This is a genomic window from Microbacterium sp. BK668 (assembly GCF_004362195.1).
Lineage (GTDB): Bacteria > Actinomycetota > Actinomycetes > Actinomycetales > Microbacteriaceae > Microbacterium.
The window spans coordinates 1,718,515-1,738,960 of the sequence record NZ_SNWG01000001.1 but is presented as its reverse complement, the minus strand read 5'-3'; the positions used below and the strand labels follow the sequence as shown (position 1 = coordinate 1,738,960).

General features: G+C 70.7%; 26 protein-coding genes. 12 read left to right on the top strand and 14 right to left on the bottom strand.

Going from position 1 to position 20,446, the window contains the following annotated elements:
* Positions 1-36: 36 nt before the first annotated feature.
* The 3 genes from EV279_RS07650 to EV279_RS07640 are packed head-to-tail and all read left to right on the top strand — an operon-like array spanning position 37 to position 2,266.
* Positions 37-828 (top strand): glycosyltransferase family 2 protein, encoded by a 792-nt coding sequence (locus EV279_RS07650; protein WP_133542271.1) that lies wholly within the window; start codon positions 37-39, stop codon positions 826-828.
* A complete protein-coding gene (locus EV279_RS07645; protein ID WP_243728478.1) occupies positions 825-1,661 on the top strand; it encodes an endonuclease/exonuclease/phosphatase family protein in 837 nt (278 codons plus the stop codon). The genes EV279_RS07650 and EV279_RS07645 overlap by 4 nt, the downstream gene beginning before the upstream one ends.
* Entirely contained in the window at positions 1,658-2,266 is a 609-nt protein-coding gene (locus EV279_RS07640) for a hypothetical protein (RefSeq protein WP_133542269.1), read from the top strand. The genes EV279_RS07645 and EV279_RS07640 overlap by 4 nt, the downstream gene beginning before the upstream one ends.
* On the opposite strand, the gene EV279_RS07635 is transcribed toward EV279_RS07640, so the two are convergent.
* From EV279_RS07635 to EV279_RS07610, 6 genes are all read right to left on the bottom strand, one after another.
* Entirely contained in the window at positions 2,255-3,643 is a 1,389-nt protein-coding gene (locus EV279_RS07635; protein ID WP_243728477.1) for an amidase family protein, read from the bottom strand. The genes EV279_RS07640 and EV279_RS07635 overlap by 12 nt on opposite strands.
* A 41-nt stretch (positions 3,644-3,684) precedes the next feature.
* Positions 3,685-4,182, bottom strand: coding sequence for a metallophosphoesterase (locus EV279_RS07630; protein ID WP_133542267.1), 498 nt, complete (start codon positions 4,180-4,182; stop codon positions 3,685-3,687).
* Between the two features lie 63 nt (positions 4,183-4,245).
* On the bottom strand, positions 4,246-5,343 hold the full coding sequence (locus EV279_RS07625; protein ID WP_133542265.1) for a crosslink repair DNA glycosylase YcaQ family protein: 1,098 nt from the start codon (positions 5,341-5,343) through the stop codon (positions 4,246-4,248).
* Entirely contained in the window at positions 5,340-6,419 is a 1,080-nt protein-coding gene (gene gnd, locus EV279_RS07620; RefSeq protein WP_133542263.1) for a phosphogluconate dehydrogenase (NAD(+)-dependent, decarboxylating), read from the bottom strand. Before gnd ends, EV279_RS07625 begins: the two co-directional genes overlap by 4 nt.
* A 73-nt stretch (positions 6,420-6,492) precedes the next feature.
* Positions 6,493-7,257, bottom strand: a complete 765-nt coding sequence (locus EV279_RS07615) for a hypothetical protein (protein WP_133542261.1) — start codon at positions 7,255-7,257, stop codon at positions 6,493-6,495.
* 1 nt (position 7,258) lies between these two features.
* Entirely contained in the window at positions 7,259-7,624 is a 366-nt protein-coding gene (locus EV279_RS07610; protein WP_133542259.1) for a bleomycin resistance protein, read from the bottom strand.
* A 149-nt stretch (positions 7,625-7,773) separates the two neighbouring features.
* On the opposite strand from EV279_RS07610, the gene EV279_RS07605 reads away from it, so the two are divergent.
* Positions 7,774-7,986 carry a DUF2945 domain-containing protein gene (locus EV279_RS07605; protein WP_133542257.1) on the top strand — a complete coding sequence of 71 codons (213 nt, stop codon included), beginning with the start codon at positions 7,774-7,776 and terminating at the stop codon, positions 7,984-7,986.
* A gap of 115 nt (positions 7,987-8,101) precedes the next feature.
* Here EV279_RS07605 and EV279_RS07600 read toward each other — a convergent pair whose 3' ends face one another.
* Complete coding sequence (locus EV279_RS07600) at positions 8,102-8,614, bottom strand: bifunctional nuclease family protein (RefSeq protein WP_133542255.1); 513 nt, start codon at positions 8,612-8,614, stop codon at positions 8,102-8,104.
* Positions 8,615-8,746: 132 nt separating this feature from the next.
* Here EV279_RS07600 and EV279_RS07595 point away from each other — a divergent pair, with 132 nt between their 5' ends.
* Complete coding sequence (locus tag EV279_RS07595) at positions 8,747-9,775, top strand: LLM class flavin-dependent oxidoreductase (RefSeq protein ID WP_133542253.1); 1,029 nt, start codon at positions 8,747-8,749, stop codon at positions 9,773-9,775.
* Between the two features lie 25 nt (positions 9,776-9,800).
* Here the strand turns inward: EV279_RS07595 and EV279_RS07590 are convergent, their stop codons facing one another.
* The 4 genes from EV279_RS07590 to EV279_RS07575 form a co-directional block, all read right to left on the bottom strand.
* The gene (locus tag EV279_RS07590) at positions 9,801-10,214 is read right to left on the bottom strand and encodes a DUF3054 domain-containing protein (RefSeq protein ID WP_133542251.1); all 414 of its coding nucleotides are present in this window, start codon (positions 10,212-10,214) and stop codon (positions 9,801-9,803) included.
* A 93-nt stretch (positions 10,215-10,307) separates the two neighbouring features.
* Positions 10,308-11,066 (bottom strand): MBL fold metallo-hydrolase, encoded by a 759-nt coding sequence (locus tag EV279_RS07585; RefSeq protein ID WP_133542250.1) that lies wholly within the window; start codon positions 11,064-11,066, stop codon positions 10,308-10,310.
* Positions 11,067-11,222: 156 nt separating this feature from the next.
* Positions 11,223-12,119 carry an SDR family oxidoreductase gene (locus tag EV279_RS07580; protein WP_133542248.1) on the bottom strand — a complete coding sequence of 299 codons (897 nt, stop codon included), beginning with the start codon at positions 12,117-12,119 and terminating at the stop codon, positions 11,223-11,225.
* Positions 12,120-12,172: 53 nt separating this feature from the next.
* Positions 12,173-13,051 carry an SMP-30/gluconolactonase/LRE family protein gene (locus EV279_RS07575; RefSeq protein ID WP_133542246.1) on the bottom strand — a complete coding sequence of 293 codons (879 nt, stop codon included), beginning with the start codon at positions 13,049-13,051 and terminating at the stop codon, positions 12,173-12,175.
* A gap of 315 nt (positions 13,052-13,366) precedes the next feature.
* Here EV279_RS07575 and EV279_RS07570 point away from each other — a divergent pair, with 315 nt between their 5' ends.
* From EV279_RS07570 to EV279_RS16930, 4 genes are read left to right on the top strand one after another with little or no spacing between them, the layout of a single operon-like run.
* Positions 13,367-13,699, top strand: a complete 333-nt coding sequence (locus EV279_RS07570; RefSeq protein WP_133542244.1) for a hypothetical protein — start codon at positions 13,367-13,369, stop codon at positions 13,697-13,699.
* Between the two features lie 22 nt (positions 13,700-13,721).
* Complete coding sequence (locus EV279_RS07565; RefSeq protein WP_133542242.1) at positions 13,722-13,916, top strand: DUF2795 domain-containing protein; 195 nt, start codon at positions 13,722-13,724, stop codon at positions 13,914-13,916.
* Complete coding sequence (locus EV279_RS07560; protein ID WP_243728476.1) at positions 13,913-14,233, top strand: DUF2188 domain-containing protein; 321 nt, start codon at positions 13,913-13,915, stop codon at positions 14,231-14,233. The genes EV279_RS07565 and EV279_RS07560 overlap by 4 nt, the downstream gene beginning before the upstream one ends.
* Before the next feature lie 49 nt (positions 14,234-14,282).
* Positions 14,283-14,660, top strand: coding sequence for a hypothetical protein (locus EV279_RS16930; RefSeq protein WP_208109498.1), 378 nt, complete (start codon positions 14,283-14,285; stop codon positions 14,658-14,660).
* A 159-nt stretch (positions 14,661-14,819) separates the two neighbouring features.
* On the opposite strand, the gene EV279_RS17125 is transcribed toward EV279_RS16930, so the two are convergent.
* Positions 14,820-14,945: a hypothetical protein gene (locus EV279_RS17125; protein WP_279526918.1), complete on the bottom strand. Its 126-nt coding sequence runs from the start codon at positions 14,943-14,945 to the stop codon at positions 14,820-14,822.
* 254 nt (positions 14,946-15,199) lie between these two features.
* Between EV279_RS17125 and EV279_RS07550 the strand changes: the two genes are divergently transcribed.
* Complete coding sequence (locus EV279_RS07550; protein ID WP_243728475.1) at positions 15,200-15,613, top strand: hypothetical protein; 414 nt, start codon at positions 15,200-15,202, stop codon at positions 15,611-15,613.
* A 24-nt stretch (positions 15,614-15,637) separates the two neighbouring features.
* Here the strand turns inward: EV279_RS07550 and fdhD are convergent, their stop codons facing one another.
* Positions 15,638-16,504 (bottom strand): formate dehydrogenase accessory sulfurtransferase FdhD, encoded by an 867-nt coding sequence (fdhD, locus tag EV279_RS07545; protein WP_133542240.1) that lies wholly within the window; start codon positions 16,502-16,504, stop codon positions 15,638-15,640.
* A gap of 88 nt (positions 16,505-16,592) precedes the next feature.
* A complete protein-coding gene (moaA, locus tag EV279_RS07540) occupies positions 16,593-17,666 on the bottom strand; it encodes a GTP 3',8-cyclase MoaA (RefSeq protein WP_133544740.1) in 1,074 nt (357 codons plus the stop codon).
* 192 nt (positions 17,667-17,858) lie between these two features.
* Between moaA and EV279_RS07535 the strand changes: the two genes are divergently transcribed.
* Both EV279_RS07535 and cydB read left to right on the top strand, forming a co-directional pair.
* Complete coding sequence (locus EV279_RS07535; RefSeq protein WP_133542238.1) at positions 17,859-19,304, top strand: cytochrome ubiquinol oxidase subunit I; 1,446 nt, start codon at positions 17,859-17,861, stop codon at positions 19,302-19,304.
* A 12-nt stretch (positions 19,305-19,316) separates the two neighbouring features.
* Complete coding sequence (cydB, locus tag EV279_RS07530) at positions 19,317-20,348, top strand: cytochrome d ubiquinol oxidase subunit II (protein ID WP_133542236.1); 1,032 nt, start codon at positions 19,317-19,319, stop codon at positions 20,346-20,348.
* The last annotated feature ends 98 nt before the right edge of the window (positions 20,349-20,446 follow it).

The following is a 20,446-nucleotide window of genomic DNA, read 5'->3' as shown; positions in this document are numbered from 1 at the left end:
GGCTAGCGTGACGGATGACAGCGATGAGGAGACGACGTGGCCGCGCCATCCCCCCGTGACCGGACGACCGTGTCGGTCGTCATCCCGGTCAAGGACGACGACGCCGAGCTGGCACGCTGCCTCGCGGCACTGAGCGTGCAGACCCGCGTTCCCGACGAGATCATCGTCGTCGACAACGGGTCGACCGATGCCTCGGCCGCGGTCGCCCGTGACGCCGGCGCCCGCGTCGAGCCATGCGATCGGCCGGGCATCCCCGCGGCGAGCGCCCACGGCTACGACCGCGCGTCGGGGGATCTCATCCTCCGCCTCGACGCCGACTGCATCCCGGACCCGGACTGGGTCGCCGCCGTCGTCGACGCCTTCGATCGCGCCGAGATCGGCGCCGTCACCGGCGGCGCTCGATTCCTCGATGGGCCCCGTGCGCTGCGCGCACCGCTCGCGATCACCTACCTCGCCGCGTACGACGGCGCTGGAGCGCTGGCGCTGGGACATCGACCGCTGTTCGGATCGAACCTCGCGCTCCGGCGCGAGGCCTGGCGCGGCATCCATCACCGGGTGCACCGCGACGACGCGGCGGTGCACGACGACTTCGACCTCTCGTTCCACCTCGGCGAGCGATGGCGCATCGGCCGCGTGAAGGCCGATCACATGGCGATGTCGATGCGACCCTTCGCCGACCCGGGCGCCTTCGCACGGCGCGTGCGGGCCGGGTTCCGCACCGTCGTCATCCACTGGCCGCACGACGTGCCGCCGGTGCGGTGGGTGCGCATCGCGCTCCGCCGGGCGGGCCTGGGCATCCGCGTCCGTCAGGATCGGCCGCTGCCGTGACGGATGCTCTCATCGGGCCGGTCGAGGCGCCGGACCTGCACGTCATGACGTACAACATCCGGCGCCGATTCGACCGCGGCAACTGGCGGGCGGCCGACCGCTGGACGCGTCGTCGCCCCCTGGTGCAATCCCTCGTGCGCACGGAGCGGCCGACCCTGCTGGGAGCCCAGGAGGTGCGCCCCGACCAGGCGCGCACACTCCAGGACGCCCTCGGATCCCGCTACCGCTTCGTGGGCCGCGGGCGCAACCGCGGAGGCCGGGGCGAGGGCAACCCGCTCTTCTACGACACCGAGCGGCTCGAGCTCCTGGACTGGTCGCAGGAGGCGCTCGCCGACCGTCCCGACGAGGAGGGGGCGCGCGGGTGGGGCAACCTCGTGCCGCGGGTGCTCGTGACGGCGACGTTCCGCGATCGGCTCACGGGCGCGATGCTCTTCGCCGTCAACACCCACTTCGACCATCTCTCCGGGCGCGCCCGCCGGCAGAGCGCGGTGACCGTCCGCCGTCGCGTCGCCGCGCAGCCGCACCCGGCGATCGTGACGGGCGATCTCAACACGGGCGAGCGGACCGCGCCGATCCAGGAGCTGCTGGGCGACGGGACGCTGACGGATGCCTGGGCCGAGGCATCCGTCCACCTCACCCCCGAGTGGGGCACTTTCCCCAACTACCGCCCTCCCCGTGTCGGCGGCGCCCGCATCGACTGGATCGCCGTCTCCCCGGACGTCGAGGTGCTCCGCGCCGGCATCAATCCGGCGCGGGTGGACGGCGCCTGGCCGTCGGATCACCTTCCGGTGCAGGCCGTGGTGCGGATGCGGGGCGAGGAGGCGAGCGCATGAGCGACCGCCCCGCGTCGGTCGAGCGGTTCGTCCGTCCGCCTTCCGGCGGGATGGACTGGGCGGCGGACGGCGTCCGCGCCCTGGGACTGGTCGGCGTCCTCGTCGCGGCGGTCTGGATGACGCCGATGAACGCCGGAGTGCTCGCGCTGGCCCTTCCCGTCGTGCTCGTACCCCGGTTCGTCGGAGTCCGGCCGTGGTTCGACATCGTCTTCTGCGCCGTCGTCCTGCTGGCGGCGTGGAGCAATGTCCTGGACCTGTACACGACGATCGCGGGGTGGGACCTCGTCATGCACTGCGTGTGCACCGGCGTCATCGCGGCCATGGGTCATCTCGTGCTCGTGCGGCTGGGGATCGTCCCCGATCCGCTCGCGGGACTCCGCCGCGTCCCTCTCGTCATCGTCCCGGTGATCGCGCTCGCGGTGAGCGCGGTGTGGGAGATGATCGAGTGGGTCGGCTGGGCGTTCGTCTCGCCCGACATCTTCGTCGCCTATCAGGACACGATCGGCGACATGGCCGCCGGCGGACTCGGAGGGCTCGCAGCCGGCGTGCTCGTCGCGTACGTGCCGCTGATCCGCGACCAGCCGGCGGGCCGGTCAGGCCGCTGACTCGACGGAGCGAGCCGCCTCGAGCGCGAGCTCGTCGGCGTGCAGCGGGCCGATGAGCTGCACGCCGACCGGCAGCCCGTCGCGGTCGGCGCCCGACGGAACGCTCACGGCGGGCAGCCCCAGGAAGTTGACGGCGACGACCAGCCGCAGGTCGCGCCAGGCCGCATCCGCCGCCTCGCGCCCTCCCAGATCGAAGTCGCGCTCCGGCGTCCGGCGCGTCGACACCGGTCCGAGGACCAGCGGGATCTCGACCTGCAGGAGCCGCCAGGCGGCCGCGACGACAGCCCGACGGGCCCACGCCGCCGCGTAGTCGGCCGCGGATTCGTACGGGCGCGCGACCGCCGTGCTGTCGCGGAGGAAGGATGCCGCGGACCGGCCGAGCGGCACGGGCAGCAGCGCCTCATCGAGCGTCAGGAGCATGTCGGTGCACGCGAGCCGGCGCCACAGGACCGCGGCCTCCTCGAGGAGCGGCGGATCGACGTCCACCACCTCCCACCCCGCCCGCGCAAGCGCCGCGGCCGCGCGCTCCACGCCGGCGGCGACGTCGGCGTCGACGCCCCAGCCGAGCGGATCCCGGACCACGCCGACGCGGCGAGGCGAGGCATCCAGCTCCGCCGCTGTGCGCGGCGGCACCGCGAGCGAGACGGGATCGGCCGGGTCGACGCCCTGGAGCACCCCCAAGGCGAGCGCGACATCGTCGACGGTGCGGCCGAGCGGGCCGTTCACGGAGAACTGCTGCAGCGTCGGAGCGACCCCGGCATCGCGCACCGCCGCCCGCGGCACACGCCCGAAGGACGGCCGCAGTCCCGCGATGCCGAGAGCGGAGGCGGGGAGGCGGATCGATCCGCCGAAGTCGTTGCCGAGCCCGATGGCCGCCATTCCGGTGGCGACGGCGACCGCGTCACCGCCGCTGGAGCCGTACACCGATCGGGCTTCGTCGAAGGGGTTGAGCGTGCGGCCGAACAGGTCGTTGTCGGTGTCCCAGCGCATGCCGAAATCCGACATGTTGCCGCGCCCGATCGGGATCGCTCCGGCCGCGCGCATCCGCCGCACGACCGCGGCATCGGCCTGCGGGACCGCACCGGCGAGGCCCTTCCAGCCCTGCGTCGTGGGCGACCACGTCAGGTCGATGCTCTCCTTCACGGAGAACGGCACGCCGGCGAGGGGGCCCGGAGCCTCCCCGTCGCCGATCGCTCGATCGACACGGTCCGCGGCGGCTCGCGCGCGATCGGCGAAGACCGCGGTGAGCGCGCGGAGCCGGGGATTCTCGGCCTCGATGGCGATCAGGTGGGCCTCGACGACCTCGCGTGCGGAGACCTCGCGACGGTGGACGCCCGCCGCGATGTCCCTCGCCGTCCGGCGTGTGATCTCGTCCACCTCTTCACTCTCGCAGGTGCGTGCTCGACTCCGGGGCGAGGTCAGCCGACGGTGAGCAGATCCACCTCGACCCGGCCGCTCGTGTCGACGACCGCCGTCATCATGGTGTGGACGGGCTGACGCCGCCGATCGGTCGGCGATCCTGGGTTCAGCAGGCGGAGGCCGCCCGGCGTCACGGTGTCCCACGGGATGTGGCTGTGTCCGAAGACGAGCACGTCGGCATCCGGGAATGCCACGTCCATGCGGCGCTCGCGCGTCTTCGCGTCGCCCGTCTCGTGCACCACCGCGAAGCGAAGCCCCTCGATCGTCCGGCGGGCGATGTCGGGCAGGCGGCCGCGCAGCTCGGCACCGTCGTTGTTGCCGAACACGCCGATCACCTCGCCGTGGTCCTCGAGCTCGTCCAGCACGGATGCCGCGACCCAGTCACCGGCGTGCACGATGAGGTCCGCCGCGTCCGCCTCGCGGAGCACCGCCTCGGGGAGTCGCCGCGCGCGCCCGGGGATGTGCGTGTCGGAGATGAGGAGGAGCCGCGTCGTCATTCCCCCAGCATCCCCGACTCTCCGCTCGACGGGATGCGTCCCGGTGAGCGGCGGACCACCCCGTCAGCCGGCCCCGGCCACCGAGACGCCGAGCCAGTCCGCCAGCTCCCCGATCTCGGCGCGCACCATGTCGCTCTCCTCCGGCTCGAACGGCAGCAGCTCGTGAACGGCCCGCACCGTCAGGACCTCGCGTTCCCGGTCGACCTCGGCGTCCAGCATCCCGACGAACCGGTCGCCGAGGAGGATCGGGTGCGCGAAGTAGCCGTACACGCGCTGGCTCTTCGGCTTGAACTGCTCGAGCACGTAGGTGAACCCGAAGAGCTCCTCGAGCCGCCTCCGGTCGAAAAGGAGGCTGTCGTAGGGGTTGAGGAACGCCACGCGTCCGCCGTCGTCCTCCTCGAGAGCGGCCACCGCCGCCGGGTCGACGCGGAGCTTCCAGGCGCTGCCCTCGACGACGGCCGGCTCGCCGGAGGTCTTGCCGACGCCGTTCCACCACCAGTGCGGCTTGGCGATGCCCGCGGCCTGGAGCATCCGTTCCCCGAGGAGCCGCGCCGCCTCCTCATCCGCGTACTCGGGGAGGTCCTGCGGATAGACCCGTTCGGCGAGATCCCACCGGCGATGGCGATTCTCGCGTCCGACGATGGCGACCCTGCCCTGGCGCAGGAGGAAGTCGAGCATGATCGGCACCTGGTTCGAGCCGCTCCAGCCGTCGGGAGCCCTGCTCACCTGTGCGGTGTCGGGGATGTCGGAGGCGAGGAGCGGCCCCTCCGCAGCGAGCCGGGCCAGGATGTCCCGCGCGAACCGGTCGTTCGCGTCGAGCCACTGCCTCGTCTTCTCGCGCTCGGGCCATCGCCGCATGGCCGGCAGCATGAGCGGAAGCAGGCTCATGGGCCGGAACGCGCCGTCGAACTCGAACAGCAGCCGGTCGATCTCGACGGCCTTCTGCAGCTGACCGGGCTCGTACGACCACCCGATCCGCGACCACAGCACGGTGTGCTCGCACGGCGCGATCGTCGCGGTCGGATCGATCTTGATGTAGCCCAGCTGCTCGGCCACCTCGACGACGTCCCCCGGTCGATCGGCGTCGAGCAGCTGGGCGCGCACGATGATGCGCCGGGCCTGCTCCTTGGTGAGCTGGTGCGCGCCGGCGCCCTTGCTCATGCGCCCTGCGATTGGCCCGTCGAGGACGACTCGGACTTGCGGCCGCCCGCCTCGAGCACGTCGCCCGCGGGCAGCTCCTGATGCCCGCCGAACTGCAGCCGCATCGCCGACAGGACCTGGTTGGCGAAGTGATCCTCGCCGCGCGAGGCGAACCGTTCGAAGAGCGATGCCGCGAGCACGGGCGCGGGAACCCCCGTGTCGACGGCCGCCTTGACGGTCCACCGCCCCTCGCCCGAGTCCGAGACCCTCCCCGCGAGCCCATCGAGCGTCGGGTTCTGCGTCAGCGCGGCAGCGGTGAGGTCCAGGAGCCACGACGAGATCACCGACCCGCGGCGCCACAGCTCGGACACCTTGGCGGTATCGATCGTGAACTGGTAGAACTCCGGCTCCTCCAGCGGCGCGACCTCGGCCGAGTGCTCCGCCTCGCGCACCCCTGCGTCGGCGTGCTCGAGGATGTTGAGGCCCTCGGCGAGCGCCGCCATGATGCCGTACTCGATGCCGTTGTGCACCATCTTGACGAAGTGCCCCGCGCCCGACGGCCCGCAGTGGAGGTACCCCAGCTCCTCGGGCGCGAAGTCGCCTTCCCGGCCGGGGGTGCGCGGGACCTCCCCGCTTCCCGGTGCGATCGTCTTGAGCACCGGCTCGATCTGCCGGAAGGCCTCGTCCGGACCGCCGACCATGAGGCAGTAGCCGCGGTCGAGGCCGAAGACCCCGCCGCTCGTGCCCACATCGACGTATCGGATGCCGGCGTCCTTGAGCTTCGCGGCGCGGCGCACGTCGTCCTTGTAGTTCGAGTTGCCGCCGTCGATGATGATGTCGCCCGGCTCGAGCACGTCCGCCACCTGATCGACGACGGTGCCTGTGAGCCCGGCGGGGATCATGAGCCAGACCGCCCGCGGCGCCTCGAGCTTCGCGGCGAAGTCCGCCAGGCTCGACGAGCCGATCGCACCCTCGCCCGCGAGGGCCGTGACGGCCTCGGTGTTGACGTCGTAGACGACGCACTCGTGGCCGTCGCGCATGAGGCGGCGCACGATGTTCGCCCCCATCCGGCCGAGTCCCACCATTCCCAGTTGCATTCCTGCTCCTTCTCGATAAGGCCGCGAGGGCGACAGCCCCGGTCGCAGTCTAGGCATCCGCTGTCCGGCGAGGTCAGAACATCCAGGGCTCGATGCCACCCATGCCCTGGCTCTGCCGGGGCGGGTCGGCGATGGCGGGCGGAGCCGCGCGACGCCGGCGCAGCCGACGGATGAACGCGTGCCGGACCCAGCCCGGGAAGCCGCTCCGTCCGGCGCGCAGGCGGACCAGCTCGGCCGCGCGCGGACCGGTCGGGATGTCGCGCGGAAGGGAGTTCGCAGCGACGATCCAGTCCGGCATCCCGAGCAGTCGGAGCGCCTGCCGGAGCCGCTCGGACTCGTAGACGCTGTCGGGGTCGAGCTCCTCCGCGAGGAGGTCGGCGAGGTCCTCGGCGACCTCCTCCCTTCCGACCAGCCTCGCGAACGCGAAGGCGAAGGCCACGCCGACCGGCTCGGCGAGGATGTCGTCGTCGTCGCCGGGCTCCTGCGAGGGATCGCTGGAGTAGCGGCCGATCTCCTCGGCGCCGTCCCATGCGACGATCGCCAGCTGCCGGTCGCGACGCACCCGCAGCGCCAGGACAGGCGCGGCGATGTGCTCGGCGGCCATCCCGCCGACCTCGATGATGCCGCGTCGCTCCGCGGCGACGACCCCGGCGCCGGGGTCGCCGAGCGCGACGAGCCAGTCGTCGGCGGGCGGAGCGATCCAGCCGGTGAAGCGGATGCTGCGCAGCAGCTCCTCGAAGGGGGCCTGCGCGTCGGAGCCGGCGCGGACGACGACGGCGCCGTAGGAGTAGCCGTCGGGGCCGCCGACCTCGTTGGTCGAGCCGATCGGGTACGTCACGTCAGCCGGCGTCCTCGATGAGGTGGAGCTGCGTCCCGTCCAGGTCGATCAGGTATCCCGCCCGCTGCCCCCACTCCTGCAGGGCGATCGGGATGAGCCGCGGGATGCCGGTGACGACCTCGGGCACTCCGCTGGCACGCACGGCGGCGAACAGCTCTTCCACATCGGCGACGCGGATGCTCGCCATGTACCCGCTCGAGTAGGGGTCGAGCTCGGGCCACAGGAAGAACTCGAGCACGACGGTTCCACGGCGGAGGATCAGCCAGCCTCCGTCGTCGTAGGCGACCTCGAAGCCGAACCCGCCGTAGAACGCGGCCGTCGCCTCGAACGAGCGCGACGGAAGATTGGGCACCGCACGATCCACCACGCCCCGAACCTACGACGAGCAGCGAGAAGGCGGAAGGGCCCTTGACGCGGGTCGTCAACCCCGTTCCGCTGCGGGGGGCTCCCGAACGACGATGAGACGACGGATGCCGCGATCGACGCATCATCCCAGACTCGAGCAGAGGAGAACCCGTGGCGAACGACCTGTCGAAAGGCGACCGCGTCAGCTGGAACACGTCTCAGGGACGCACGCAGGGGAAGGTCGTGGAGAAGCGCACGAGCGATTTCCAGTTCGCCGGCCAGAAGTTCACCGCATCGGACGACGAGCCGTCGTACATCGTGGAGTCGGACAAGAGCGGAGACCGGGCGGCGCACAAGGGCTCGGCGCTGCGCAAGCTGTCCTGACGGCCCGGTCGACGGGGCGCGCTGAGGGCGATGCCGGCGGGGGCGGCCCGCGTCACCGGGGTGGTCCGCGGGCGCCGCGGGGCCCGCGGGGCCACAGGGCCGCCGCCGGTCGGGCTCAGCGGAAGTCCTCCGGGTCGACGTCGTCGATGAATCGCTTGAACTCGTCCAGCCGCTCGCTGATGTCGGTCTCGGCCTCTTCGCCCTCGCCGACCTCGGTGACGTTGTCCGCCATCCCGGCCTCGTCCATCACGGCGTCGGCGACCCAGATGGGTGCGCCCACGCGCGACGCGAGAGCCACGGCGTCCGAGGGCCGGGAATCGACGATCCGCTGCCCGGCCGCCGTCTCGAGGGTGATCTCGGCGTAGAACGTGCCGTCGTCGATGCGCGAGACCTCCACGCGCGTCACCCGTGCGCCGAGGGAATCGAGCATGTTCCGCATGAGGTCGTGGGCGAGCGGGCGCGGCACCTCGGCCCCCTCGATCGCGATGAGGATCGACGTCGCCTCCTGCTGCCCGATCCAGATCGGCAGGATCTGCCCTTCGCCGGGAAGCTCGTCGATGGGCTTGAGGAGGATCACATGCTGCTGCGTCGCGTCGAGGGCGACACCGGCCACGCGGACCTGGACCATCTCGCCTCCCTCCGTCACATCCGTTATGCCATGGTAGGCACCGGCCATGCTCGATGGGGCCCCGCGGCGACAGCGCCGACCCGAGGATGCATTCACCGGAATGGATGCCGCGGGCGTACCGTTGCAGTCATCGTGAAGCGCTTCGGAACACTCTCGTTCGGACACTACGGACCCCTCGGCGGCGGGCGCGAGCTGACCGCCGGCGACTCGATGCTCCAGGCGATCGATCTCGCTCAGGGCATGGACGAACTGGGCGTCGACGGGGCGTACTTCCGCGTGCACCACTTCGCACGCCAGCAGTCCTCCCCCATGCCTCTCCTGGCGGCGATCGCGGCGCGGACCGAGCGCATCGAGGTCGGCACGGGCGTGATCGACATGCGGTATGAGAACCCTCTCCACCTCGCCGAGGAAGCGGCATCCGTCGACCTGCTCAGCGGCGGGCGGCTGGCACTCGGAGTGAGCCGCGGGTCACCCGAGACCGTCGTCCGCGGCTACGAGGCGTTCGGCTATACGGGGTCGGCAGACCCGCGCGGCGCCGACATCGCGCGCGACCACTTCGCGCTCTTCCTGCGCGCGATCGAGGGAGAGGGGCTCGCCGAGCGCGACCCGCACAGCCCGTTCGGCGGCGGCACCGGCCTGCAGCGAATCGAGCCGTTCTCGCCTGGATTGCGGTCGCGCATCTGGTGGGGTGCGGGCAACCGCGACTCGGCGGAGTGGGCGGGCCGCACCGGCGTGAATCTGATGTCGTCGACCCTCCTGACCGAAGACCGCGGTCTGCCGTTCGACGTGCTCCAGGCGGAGCAGATCGATGCCTTCCGCACCGCCTGGCGGGACGCCGGACATGACGGCGAGCCTCGCGTGTCGGTCAGCCGCTCGATCTTCCCGCTCACCACCGCCGAGGACGAGTTCTACTTCGGCGGGCGGCAGGACGGCGAGGGCGTCGGCTACATCGACGGCATGCGTTCCACGTTCGGCAAGACCTACGCCGCCGCGCCCGACGTGCTGATCGAGCAGCTCAAGGAGGACGCGGCGATCGCCAGTGCCGACACGCTGATGCTCACGATCCCGAGCCAGCTCGGGGTGGACTTCAACCTGCGCATCGTGGAGTCGTTCGCCACCCACGTCGCACCCGCCCTGGGCTGGACGGGCACGCGGAGCTGACGGATGCCGGGGTCCGCGGCGCCGGCTACTTCGCCGTCGGTCCGGTGCGGACTCTCGTGACGACCGCCACGATCGCTCGCCAGCCCACGAGGAAGGCGAAGAGCACGATCGCGGCGACGATCACGAACGGGATCGCGATGCCCTGACCCGAGAGGGTGCGCAGGAGCATCCCGACCACGAGTGTCGCTCCCCACACGCCGAGACCGGTGCGAACGGGCGAGAGCGGGTCGCGCCACGCCTGCTGGACGAGCCAGCCGACGACGACTCCGACGAGGAACGGCCAGGCCGTCTCGAGGAGCCCCGCGAGGGCGTCCTCACCGTGACTGGCTCGCCCGATCGCCGAGAAGACGCCGACGAGAACGATGTCGATCGCGAAGGCCCCGACGATCGATCCGGTCGCCGGGCGCGGGGTGGCGGGCTTCTGCGGCTCGAACGTCACGTCTCCACCCTACGTTCGCCCGCCGGCGCCCATTCGCCCGCGCGTTCCCTTCGCCCGCGCATCCTCCCCTGAGCGGGCACGGCAGACGCCGCGTCACGCGACCTTCTCGGCCAGCGCGTCCTTCACCGCGCGGCGCACGTCCCCCTCGTACGGACGGCCGTGTCCCGGCAGCACGAGGGTCGCTTCGGTCGCGGCGAGGTTCCCGAGGCTGCGCAGCGCGGTCGAGGCATCCGCCGTCGCCGCTCGCGCGACCACGCGCGGACCCGTGCGTCCCGTGTAGGGGTCGAGGGTCACGAGGGCATCGCCGGAGAAGAGGATGCCGCGACCGGCGAGGTGGAAGCCGCAGTGCCCGTTGGTGTGCCCCGGCGACCACACCGGCACGAGACCGCCCGGCACGTCGAGGGGCTGCGTCGGGACGACATCCACGACCGGGGTGATGCCTTTCACCGTGAGCGCGCCCGCCCCGGCCATCGCCGTGAGGATCGGCACACCGCGCGGATGGCGGAAGGGATACAGCACGCGCGGAGACTCGTGACGGTAGCGGTAGGGATGCCGCGCCAGCAGCGCATCGGCGACGTGGATGTGCGACTCGACGCTGTGGTCGTCGCTCAGCCGCCGGCTCATGCCGACGTGATCGAAGTGACCGTGAGTCAGGATCACCGCGTCGATGTCGGCGACACGAGCTCGAATCTGCGTCAGAGCCTGCTGGAGCACCGGCCAGGTTCCCGGAAGCCCGGCGTCCACCAGCGTCAAGCCGTCGCTCGCCGCGACGAGGTAGCAGTTCACCCCCGCCCGGTGCAGGCGGAAGACGCCCTCTGCGATTCCGGTGACGCCATCCCGATCCCGTGTCATGCAGGCCACTGTGCGATCCGCGAGAACCGGGGCGAGGGGGATTGCCGCGCCCGCGACGCCGTGGTATCCCCTCGGGGTACGGCTCCCGGATCCACCGGCGCCGTCTCGGGCCGCGCATCCGCCGCGGCACGACGAGGCGGTGCCGGCGCTTGCGTGTCAGGGCGTCGGCGAGCCTCCCGTGACGGCGAGCGTCTCCCCGGCGACGTAGCTCGACTCGGCCGACGCGAGGAACACGTAGGCGGGCGCCAGCTCGGCGGGCTGCCCCGCGCGGCCGAGCGGGGTCTGCTCGCCGAAGGACTCGATCTTCTCCTGGGGCTGGCCCTCGGTCACCTGGAGGGCGGTCCAGATCGGCCCCGGTGCGACGGCATTGACGCGGATGCCCTTCGGCGCGAGCTGCTGCGCGAGAGCCTTCGTGAAGGCGTTGATGGTGGCCTTCGTCGAGGCGTAGTCGACGAGGATCTCCGACGGCTGATACGCCTGGATCGACGTCGTGTTGATGATCGTCGACCCCGGCTGGAGGTGAGGAAGCGCCGCCTTCGTGATCCAGAACATCCCGTACACGTTGGTCTTGAAGGTGTCGTCGAACTGCTCGTCGGACAGGTCCGTCAGGCTCTCCTGGAACACCTGCTTGCCGCCGTTGTTGACCAGGATGTCGAGTCCGCCCAGCCCGTCGACGGTCTGCCGCACGAGATCGCGGCAGTAGTCGGCGTCGCGAAGATCGCCGGGAAGGGTCAGCACCGTGACACCCGCATCCCGCAGGATGCCGGCGACGCGCTGGGCATCCTTCTCCTCCGCCGGCAGATAGGACATCGCGACGTCGGCCCCCTCCCGCGCGAACGCGATCGCCGTCGCCGCCCCGATGCCCGAATCCGCGCCCGTGACAAGCGCCTTGCGCCCCGTCAGACGGCCGGTGCCGCGGTACGTGTCCTCGCCCAGATCGGGCTTGGGCTGCATCCGGGCCTCCAGTCCCGGCTCCGGCTGCTTCTGCTTCTCGGGGTCGAAGTCGGAGTAGAGCTCGGCGGGGTTGGTGAACGTGTACTGGTCGCGGGACATCGCGTCTCCTGTCTCTGATCTCGGATCGTTGCGGGTTGGGAGGATGCTTCGGCTCAGCCGACCCCGAAGGTCCGGGCGGGCCGGCCGCGGCCTACGCCCTCGACCCGGAAGATCGAGCCGCTCTCGGGGCATTCCGCCAGCCTCTCGGCGTCGAGGCCGTCGCGGGCCGAGGCGACGAACAGGACGTCGAGATCGGCGCCTCCGAACCCGACCGATGTGACGGCGGGCGCGGAGAGCGGAATGGTCTCGAGCGGCTCGCCGTCGAGGTCCCAGCGCTGCACGATGCCGGAGCCGTAGACGGCGCCCCAGAGCGCCCCGTCGGCGTCGAGGGTCATGCCGTCGATCGTGTGCCCGCCGAAGAACGGCGTGAGCGGTCCCGTCGCGCCGAATCGCCCATAGGGCGCGAGATAGACGGTCTCATCCGACGTGTCCGCGATGAACCAGGTCTCGCCGCCGTCGGACCAGTCGAGGCCGTTGGCGTTGTTGAAACCGCCGGCGAGCACCCGCACCCGTCCGTCCGATTCGAAGCCATAGACGCGGGCGTCCGAGGCATCCGTCGTCTCGTCTATCGATCCGACGACGAAGCGGCCGAACGGATCGACCTTTCCGTCGTTGAAGCGGATGCCGTCGTGCGCGTGCCGGACGCTCGCCACCGTCCGGACGATCTCGCCGTCGGCGTCGAGCAGGATGACGGAATCGCGCAGCGCGGCGACGTAGCCGTCGCCGGCAGCGGGCTGCACGACGCCGAGCGGCGCGGGCAGTCCCACGACGCGGTCGTCGGAACCGTCGACGGCGCCGTCGAGGCGACCACGGTGCAGTGTTCCGCGCCGGATGTCGACCCAGACGATCTCGTCGGTGCGCGCATCCCACCAGATGCCCTCCGGCAGGAGCGCCCCTTCTCCACTTCGGAACACAGTGGGCTCGGCATCCATGTCGCCACCGTATGAGTGGTTCCGCGTGCCCGCCCGGGGGGTTGCGCAGGCGCCATGGCTTCGGTTAGGGAGGGCCGGAGGAGCTCTCGCGTCGCGGCTCGACCTCGCCGAAGAACGGGGAGCACGGGCTACACACGTGTCTCAGGCCGTGTCAAGGGTCCTCCTCGACAGATGCCGCGACCCTACCGTCATCCCTGAGGGAACGACGGAAGGAACGAGGATGGCCGGCGCGGGCGACATCGGGACACATGGCCGCGCCGACGGACGTCGATACGCTGTGCGGTCCGCTCCAGGCACCACCCGGAAGGCCGTCCGGTGAGCCCCGTCGCCCCTGTGCATGCCGGCCCCGGCGGCGTGCGCGAGCAGGCGCCCCTCGAGGTCGAGCACCGGCGGTACTGGCTCGTTCCCGGTGGCGTCCTCGCCGTGGTCGCCGTGCTCATCTTCGCCCTGACGATCAGCCTCAACCCCCCGATCGGCCTCACCGGGGTCATCCTCACGTGCGCGTTCTACGGCGCGATGCTCGTCTGCGCCATGACCGTCGACAGCGTCAAGAACCGCAACCTCGCCTTCGCGTGGCTCGTGGGAGCCATGTCGGTGTCCTCCACCGTGCTGCTGCTGTTCGTCCTCATGATCGAACAGCTCAGCTGAACGCAACGAAACGGAACAGACCATGGCAGACCAGCCGAATCCCATCGACCTGCAGAAGCACCTCGCCGGCGTCGACTACCCCGCCAGCCGCGCGACGCTCGTCGAGGCCGCGCGCCGTAACGGCGCACCCGACGACATCGTCTCGGCGCTGGAGAATGCCGGACGGGACGATTTCGAGACACCTGCCGAGGTCTCCGCAGCGGTGTTCGACAGATGACCGACGCGGAGATGAGCGCACGCGAGGTCGAGACCTTCTCGAACCGCGGGCAGTGGGTGACGCGCGTCATCGATGAGCCCGAGCTGTCGCAGAGCTTCTCCAGCCGCGACGAGGCGGTCGAAGCCGGCGAGCGGCTGGCCGCGCGTCTGGGCACGTCGCATCGCGTGGTCGAGAGCGAGCCGGAGGGCACGATCACCGACCAGGAGACGGCGGCGGACGCGGATGCCGCCTCCCCGCGGGCGTCGCGCGGCGGTGAGCAGGATCTGCCGCCGACGACCGATGACGACGGGATGCCTGTCGAGAATCCGTCGGGCTGACCCGCCCGCCCTCGCGACCACCATCCGCGCACGAGACGAAGGAGACGACATGTTCACACCGGACTTCGAAGCCACGACCCGCAACGACTCGCTCGGGGTCGACGAGGAGGACCTCGACGCCCCCGAGAGCGACGACAGCGGGACGCTGGCGGACGGCGCCCTCGGCACCGACAGCCCGGCCGTCTCGGACAGCTCCATCGCCGACGACGACGCAGACGCGGGCACCGCCGACAGCGAGGGAGCGGACGCGACGGACCCCGACATCATCGCGAACGATCCCGACGAGTACTCGGGCGAGCCCCACATGGGCAGCGTCCCCCGGGTCCTCGGCGAGGAGGAGTACATGCCCGACACGCAGGGCGAGGATCCCCTCTACGCCGAGCTCGGCGACGAGGGTCAGGGCGACCTCGCGCCGGAGGACATGTGACCTGAAGAGACCTCGACCCGTCCGCCGCCGTGGCGACCCCCGATCGGGCCCGCGCGGGACGACGCACACGCAGGTCCAGAGGCGTTCGGCGGACGGGTCGCCGCATCACAGCCGACGACATCGCACGGGGTGTCGTCGGCTCTGGTGTGTCGGCCGCGCTCAGTCCACGGAGCGGAAGATCACGCCGACGCGACGGTCCTCGGTCTCCCACGAGTCGGCGTCGCCGCACAGCGCCGCCTCGAGTCGCGACGGATACTCGCGCCCGCACGTCGTGCACTCGAACATTCCCCATACCCCTTCGCCCCAGGCCGGCCGCCCCCCGCACGTCGCGCGGCATCTCTCGAAGCTAGCGCCGGCTCTATGCAGACGAATTGGTCGTTGCTCACAACATCCGGGGAGGCCGACGAGAGAGCGCCCACAAGCGCGGACTGCACCTCGGGATGGAGTCGACGGATGCCGCGGCATCCGTCGTCATCACTCACCCGTGCCGGGCGAATCCGTCCCGGCGTCCCGGCATGGGGGTCGCTAGAGTCAACCGCATGGCCACCAAGAGCAACCGCCGCCCCTCCTCGACGAGCAATCGCCCCGCCGCCTCGAGCAAGGGACGCGCCACGACGATGGCCGAAGACGACGACCTCGGCAGCAAGACCGTCCTGTGGGGCTACCTGTCGGGCATCATCGTCGCCGCGTTCATCGCCGTGCCGCTCTCGGCTGCGTTCTCGTTCGCGACGCACCCGAACACCCAGCAGCTGTTCGCAGGGCGCCTCTCAGAGGCGTCGCAGGGCGGCTATGTCGCGTTCTGGTGGCTTGTCACGCTGCTTCTGGTCGCGCTGCCGTTCCTCGTCGGCTTCTCGGTGGCCAAGCTCTCGGGTCGCACCCTCGCGATCGTCGGCGGCATCATCGCCGTCTTCGTGATCGCCATCCTGATCGTGGGACAGACGTTCGTCTTCTGAGTCCGGCGGCGCCGGCCACGGCTGCTATGCGGTGACGGGCGCGGACACGCGCACGCGGTCCGCTCGGGAGTAGACGTTCATCGACGCGCCCCGGAGGAATCCGACGAGCGTGAGACCGGATGCCTCCGCGAGCTCGACGGCGAGCGACGAGGGAGCCGACACGGCCGCCAGGACGGGAAGCCCCGCCATGACGGCCTTCTGGACGAGCTCGAAGCTGGCGCGCCCGGAGACCTGGAGCACCGTGCCCCGCAGTGGGAGGCGGTCCTGGAGGACCGCCCATCCGATCACCTTGTCGACGGCGTTGTGGCGACCGACGTCTTCTCGCAGCACGAGCAGCTCCCCCGTGCGTGCATCGAAAAGCGCCGCCGCGTGAAGTCCGCCCGTCTTGTCGAACACGCTCTGCTGCGCCCGCAGCCGGTCGGGGAACGCCGCGAGCGCCTCGGCATCCAGCACGGCGTCGTCGGCGCTGACGTCGTAGGACGAGACCGTCTCGACGGCCTCGATCGACGCCTTCCCGCACAGCCCGCAGGAGCTGGTCGTGTAGAAGTTGCGCGCGAGGTCGGCCGCCGGAAGCGCTGCTCCCGGCGCCAGCGCGACGTCGAGGATGTTGTAGGTGTTCCCCTCCCCACTCGCCGGAGCAGCGCCGGTGCCGGGGCCGCCGCAGTGGATCGCCGAGCGGAACTGCTCGCCGGAGGAGATCACGCCCTCCGAGACGAGGAATCCGGCCGCGAGCTCGACGTCGTGCCCGGGCGTCCGCATCGTCACGACGAGCGGCGCACCCCCGACGCGGATCTCGAGGGGCTCCTCGACGGCGAGCGTGTCGGGCCGCCGCGTCTCGCCCACGCCGAGCGTGATCTTGACGACGGGCCTGCGCGCCGTGATCCGTCCCATGCCTTCAGGGTATGCCCGTAGAGCCGGGAGCGGACCGGGCGGTGACGACAGGTCAGAGCGGCTCGTCTGCGGCGCTTCGCGCGCCCGCTCAGCCGCCGATCGCGTTCATGCCGCGCGCGGGCTGGAGGAACCCGGGGTCGTTGATCGCGTGACCGGGCAGCTTGCCGTCGACGCAGGAGCGCAGCATCCCGTCGATCGCGTCGTCGATCGAGGCCGCCACATCCGGCCCGTGAGCCTGTCGAAGGATCGGCAGCAGGTCGTACTCCGTCGTGGAGAACAGGCAGTTGCGCAGCTGACCGTCCGCGGTCAGGCGCAGGCGATCGCAGTCGCCGCAGAAGGGCGCCGTGACGGATGCGATGACTCCCACCGAGCGGGGACCACGGTCGAGCATCCACCGTTCAGCCGGCGCTCCGCCGCGCCCCGGCACGGGGGTCAGGTGCCAGCGCGTCGACAGGGTGGCGAGGATCTCGTCGCGCGTGACCATCCGCGAGCGGTCCCACGTGTGGCCGGCATCGAGCGGCATCTGCTCGATGAATCGCAGCTCGGCGTCGTGCGCGAGGGCGAACTCGACCAGGTCGACCAGCTCGTCGTCGTTCACGTCGCGCATCGCCACGGCGTTCAGCTTCAAGGGGCGGAGGCCGGATGCCGCGGCCGCCGCGATGCCCTCGAGCACCTCGTCGAGCCGATCCCGGCGGGTGAGATCCCGGAACCGATCCCGCCGCAGCGTGTCGAGCGAGATGTTGAGTCGCCCGAGCCCGGCGGCGACCAGCCCCGGCAGCAGATCCGGGAGGCGGATGCCGTTCGTCGTCATCGCGAGCTCGACCAGCCGGCCGTCGGGCGCGGTGATCTCGCCGAGCCGGCGCACGACCTCGACGATGTCCGGCCGCAGCAGCGGCTCGCCGCCGGTGAGCCGGAAGGTCGTCACACCGTCCGAGGCCGCCACGCGGGCGACGGCGACGATCTCATCGAGGGTCAGGATGCTGGACCTCGCGAGCCATTCGTTGCCCTGCTCGGGCATGCAATAGGTGCAGCGCAGCGAGCAGCGGTCGGTCAGCGAGATGCGCAGATCACGGTGCACCCGGCCGAAGCGGTCGACGAGGGGGTCCCCGGGCCGCCCGTGCGGGCCCGGACCGGAGTCCGCCGCGACCCGGGGTCGCGGCATCCCGATCGTCACCGGAATCGTCGTCACGAAAGCGCACCTCCCGTCGCTTGCTCCAGGTTAGCCGTGACCTCTCGGGCTGTATGGTCAGACCACATCTCTCGATGTCGAACTAATCGCCTCTCATCAGGTCGTAAGCGCTCCGGTTCCTGTGTACCGTGGGCCGCAAGTCGCACGTGATCTGGAGGACATCGCATGGACTGGCTCGATCCGCTGCTGCTCGCCCGCTGGCAGTTCGGCCTGACGACGCTCTACCACTTCCTGTTCGTGCCGCTCACCCTGGGGATGGCACTGACGGTCTCGATCTTCCAGACGGCGTGGTTCCGGACCGGGAACGTGAAGTGGCTCCATCTGACCCGCTTCTTCGGCAAGATCTTCCTCATCAACTTCGCGATGGGCGTCGTGACGGGCATCGTGCAGGAGTTCCAGTTCGGGATGAACTGGTCGTCCTACTCCCGCTTCGTCGGCGACGTGTTCGGTGCTCCCCTCGCCTTCGAGGGTCTGATGGCCTTCTTCTTCGAAGCGACCTTCATCGGGCTCTGGATCTTCGGGTGGGACAAGCTGCCCAGGGGCCTGCACCTCGCGAGCATCTGGATCGCCACGATCGGCGCGTGGTTCTCGGCGTATTTCATCCTCGCCGCGAACGCGTTCATGCAGAACCCCGTCGGCTACCAGATGTCGCAGGACGGCAGCCGCGCCGAGATGAACGACTTCCTCGCCGTCCTGACGAACCCCGTCGCGCTGGCGGCTCTCCCCCACACGCTCTTCGCGGCGTTCATGATGACGGCCGGCGTGATCATCTCGATCTCCGCCTGGCAGCTCGCCCGGCGGCAGAACGTCGAGATGATGCGCTCGTCCCTCAAGTACGGCCTGTGGGGCATGCTCGTCGCGTTCGGCGGCGTCGCGCTCTCGGGCGACCAGCTGAGCCTCGTGATGGTGTCGACGCAGCCGATGAAGATGGCGGCGGCCGAGGCGACGTTCAACACCGTCTGCGGGGCGGATGCCTCGTTCTCGATCTTCACGCTCGGCACGCCCGACGGCTCCAGCGAGCTGTTCTCGATCCGCGTCCCCTACCTGCTCTCGCTGCTGTCCACGCATTCGCTCGACGGCTGCGTCGAGGGCATCAACGATCTGAACGCCGAGTACACCACGCAGCTCTTCCCCCAGTTCGCCGACCGGGTCGACGGCAGCTTCGCCCCGGTCCTCTGGGTCACGTACTGGTCCTTCCGCTGGATGATCGGCCTCGGCGGCCTGGCGGCGCTCACCGCGGTCGTCGGCCTGTGGCTCACGCGCAAGAGCGCCAAGCGGGACGTCCCCGCGTGGGCCTGGAAGCTCGCCGTCTGGGCGTGGCCGGCTTCGCTCTTCGCCATCCTCGTCGGGTGGATCTTCACCGAGATGGGCCGCCAGCCGTGGATCGTCTTCGGCCTCATGCTCACGGAGGACGGCGTCTCGCCCAGCGTCCCGGGCTGGACCGTGCTCATCTCGCTGCTGTCCTTCACGGCGATCTACGCGGCGCTCGCCGTCGTCGAGATCCGGCTGATCATGAAGACCGCCCAGAAGGGACCGGACCCCCTGCCCGGACCCGACGACCCTCATCCGTCCGAACTGGCGCTCGAAGACACGCCCACCACGGTGTACTAGGAGGAGCCCGCCATGGATCTCGCATACCTCTGGTTCTTCATCGTCGGCTTCCTCTTCGTCGGCTACTTCGTCCTCGACGGCTTCGACTTCGGCGTGGGCATGTCGCTTCCGTTCCTCGGGAAGGACGACATCAGCCGCCGGCAGATCATCAACACGATCGGTCCCGTGTGGGATCTCAACGAGACGTGGATCATCGTCGCCGGTGCGTGCCTGTTCGCCGCGTTCCCGGAGTGGTACGCGACGCTGTTCAGCGGCTTCTACCTCGCCCTGCTGCTGATCCTGCTGGCGCTCATCCTGCGCGGCGTCTCGTTCGAGTACCGGCACCAGCGCGAAGGCGCGGAATGGAAGCGGCGCTTCGACCGCATGATCGTGATCGGCTCCGCCGTCCCGGCCTTCCTGTGGGGCGTCGCGATCGCCAACATCGTCCAGGGCGTTCCGCTGGACGCCGACCACGAGTTCACCGGGTCGCTCCTGACTCTCCTCAATCCGTACGGCCTCCTCGGCGGGCTGACGACGCTGCTGCTCTTCTTCACGCACGGGGTCTACTTCGTCGCGCTGAAGACCGACGGACAGGTGCACCGCGACGCACGGACGCTCGCACGTCGCAGCGGCATCCTGACCGTCGTGGCGGCCGCCCTCTTCCTCGCGTGGACGATCCTCAACGCCGCGGCGGCCGGAGCTCCCGCTGTCGGACTCGTCGTGATCCTCTCGGCGATCGCGGCCGTCGCCCTCGTATCCTCCCTCGTCGCCAACGCGCGCGATCGGGAGGGGTGGGCGTTCGGCCTCGGCGCGGCGACGATCGTGACGGCCGTGCTCGCGCTGTGGTTCGCGCTCTTCCCGAACGTCATGCCGTCGACGACCGACGTCGCGAACAGCCTCACCATCGAGAACGCGTCGAGCACGGACTACACCCTCACGATCATGAGCTGGGCGGCCCTCGTCTTCCTCCCGCTCGTGCTGCTCTATCAGGGGTGGACGTACTGGGTCTTCCGCAAGCGCGTCTCGCGCACCCGCATCGAGCGCGCCGCCGCGGTGGTGCACTGACGCCGATCGCAGTGCCACTCCGGTCGCCGAGACTGCACTTCGAGGCTCGAGCCCGCACACCAGGACGGGGCGGGCATGAGGTCTCGGGCACGGTTGTG

Excerpts from the sequence above, each read along its gene's own strand:
- EV279_RS07640 (WP_133542269.1), top strand. The coding sequence starts at position 1,658 with ATGAGCGACCGCCCCGCGTCGGTCGAGCGGTTCGTCCGTCCGCCTTCC.
- EV279_RS07630 (WP_133542267.1), bottom strand. The coding sequence starts at position 4,182 with ATGACGACGCGGCTCCTCCTCATCTCCGACACGCACATCCCCGGGCGC.
- EV279_RS07625 (WP_133542265.1), bottom strand. The coding sequence starts at position 5,343 with ATGAGCAAGGGCGCCGGCGCGCACCAGCTCACCAAGGAGCAGGCCCGG.
- gnd (WP_133542263.1), bottom strand. The coding sequence starts at position 6,419 with ATGCAACTGGGAATGGTGGGACTCGGCCGGATGGGGGCGAACATCGTG.
- EV279_RS07600 (WP_133542255.1), bottom strand. The coding sequence starts at position 8,614 with ATGGTCCAGGTCCGCGTGGCCGGTGTCGCCCTCGACGCGACGCAGCAG.
- EV279_RS07585 (WP_133542250.1), bottom strand. The coding sequence starts at position 11,066 with ATGACACGGGATCGGGATGGCGTCACCGGAATCGCAGAGGGCGTCTTC.
- EV279_RS07580 (WP_133542248.1), bottom strand. The coding sequence starts at position 12,119 with ATGTCCCGCGACCAGTACACGTTCACCAACCCCGCCGAGCTCTACTCC.
- EV279_RS07575 (WP_133542246.1), bottom strand. The coding sequence starts at position 13,051 with ATGGATGCCGAGCCCACTGTGTTCCGAAGTGGAGAAGGGGCGCTCCTG.
- EV279_RS07565 (WP_133542242.1), top strand. The coding sequence starts at position 13,722 with ATGGCAGACCAGCCGAATCCCATCGACCTGCAGAAGCACCTCGCCGGC.
- EV279_RS07560 (WP_243728476.1), top strand. The coding sequence starts at position 13,913 with ATGACCGACGCGGAGATGAGCGCACGCGAGGTCGAGACCTTCTCGAAC.
- EV279_RS16930 (WP_208109498.1), top strand. The coding sequence starts at position 14,283 with ATGTTCACACCGGACTTCGAAGCCACGACCCGCAACGACTCGCTCGGG.
- EV279_RS17125 (WP_279526918.1), bottom strand. The coding sequence starts at position 14,945 with ATGTTCGAGTGCACGACGTGCGGGCGCGAGTATCCGTCGCGACTCGAG.
- EV279_RS07550 (WP_243728475.1), top strand. The coding sequence starts at position 15,200 with ATGGCCACCAAGAGCAACCGCCGCCCCTCCTCGACGAGCAATCGCCCC.
- fdhD (WP_133542240.1), bottom strand. The coding sequence starts at position 16,504 with ATGGGACGGATCACGGCGCGCAGGCCCGTCGTCAAGATCACGCTCGGC.
- moaA (WP_133544740.1), bottom strand. The coding sequence starts at position 17,666 with ATGCCGCGACCCCGGGTCGCGGCGGACTCCGGTCCGGGCCCGCACGGG.
- EV279_RS07535 (WP_133542238.1), top strand. The coding sequence starts at position 17,859 with ATGGACTGGCTCGATCCGCTGCTGCTCGCCCGCTGGCAGTTCGGCCTG.
- cydB (WP_133542236.1), top strand. The coding sequence starts at position 19,317 with ATGGATCTCGCATACCTCTGGTTCTTCATCGTCGGCTTCCTCTTCGTC.